The 1,356-nt window shown below is 38.7% G+C and carries 1 protein-coding gene; it reads right to left on the bottom strand.

What is annotated here, in order from left to right; genetic code table 11:
* Nucleotides 1–843 (bottom strand): heavy metal-associated domain-containing protein (locus tag BCU12_RS23475; protein WP_198599314.1); only part of this gene is annotated, 843 nt, incomplete at its 3' end.
* Between the last annotated feature and the right edge of the window lie 513 nt (nucleotides 844–1,356).

Raw genomic sequence — 1,356 nt, 5'->3', positions numbered from 1 at the left:
TCCCCAAACCATTAATGGCCCACCCAGTAAGAGGGCATAAATGGAGGCCAGTTTATGAGAGTGTTTACTCTTTTCTAATTGCTGACGCTGCTTTTCTTGGGCTGTTTGAGGATCATCGGAAAGTTCAGCTGGGTAACCGGCCTCTTTTGCAGACTGCAGAATGTTTTCGAGTGTTGATGGCGTCGATTGACCGACTTCAATTATCGCACTTTGCTCTGCTAGATTTATCTGGACATTCTTGACTTCAGGTAGGGTACGGAACGCTTTTTCTACCGATGAGACACAGCTGGCGCACGTCATTCCACTGATTAATAGGTGGATAGCCTCTGTCACTGCCGGTTCGATGGTCGAGTTAGTTGTAGGATGAACGGTGTCTTTGAGCGAGTCAGTATTGGAATTTTGGTGTGTTTTGGTGTCAGAAAACGTAGATGTTGGGTTTGGTGATGCACTTATTTCTTCTTTTATAGGGATCGCCTGAAAGTTGAGTGATTCAACCCATTTTATGATTGCGTGGCTGTTGGTCAGCGTATTTACCCTCAAAGTATCTAAAGAGATTGAAAAACTGGACACTGAATCTTGTTGATCGAGTAAATCGGTGAGCTTTTTTACGCACTTTTGGCAGCTTAGCCCTGATAGACGGTAGTGATATGTGTAGCCAGCTTCGTACCCTAAATCTTGAATAATAGAATAAAGCTCTTTGTATGAAGCATTCGTCTCTAAATCGATAACCTCAGAAGTTAGGTGATGAATATGGCTTCCATAGTTTTGCACTATGGCTTGCTCTACTTTTCTCGCGCAACCCATGCAATTTAAACCATTTAGCGGTATTTCAAATTTATTCATCGTTCTATTCCTAACAATCTAGCTGACTAGTAAAGAATAAACCTTGTCTCAAGGGGAAGGTCAAGGCTGAATTGTGATACCAAGTATTTAGTTTTCTCCGTGAAACTGTCAGCGTTTAGTCAGGAGTTGTGTCTCCAAGATGAGATCAAGATCAATGTTTCATATTGATGAATATAAAAAGGTGAATAAAGACAAAAAAACCATGTGATTTAGATCGTTTATCGCCCCTTTTGTTGATGGGTTGGCGTGATCTTAGTTGAAATCATGAAAATACTTATAAAAAAAGGGAAATTAAGACTTAACTTAAGTTATTGATTTTTATTGTGTTTATGTTTTTTTTGAAGGCTTTAGTTTGAAGTGAGTCGAAAAAAAATTGGCTTTATTTTTTATTGGAAAAAAAGTTTGCAATATTTGCCCTGTCCATGAAAAGCAGCACAACGTTAGTCAACTATATGGTCCAGTAGTTCCAAGCGTTGTAAAAAATAAAAATATTAAAATTCCAAACTATGGAAA

Origin of the sequence: Vibrio sp. 10N.261.55.A7 (assembly GCF_002877365.1) — a bacterium.
Classification (GTDB): Bacteria; Pseudomonadota; Gammaproteobacteria; order Enterobacterales; family Vibrionaceae; genus Vibrio.
This window is presented reverse-complemented; position numbering and strand designations above follow the sequence as displayed.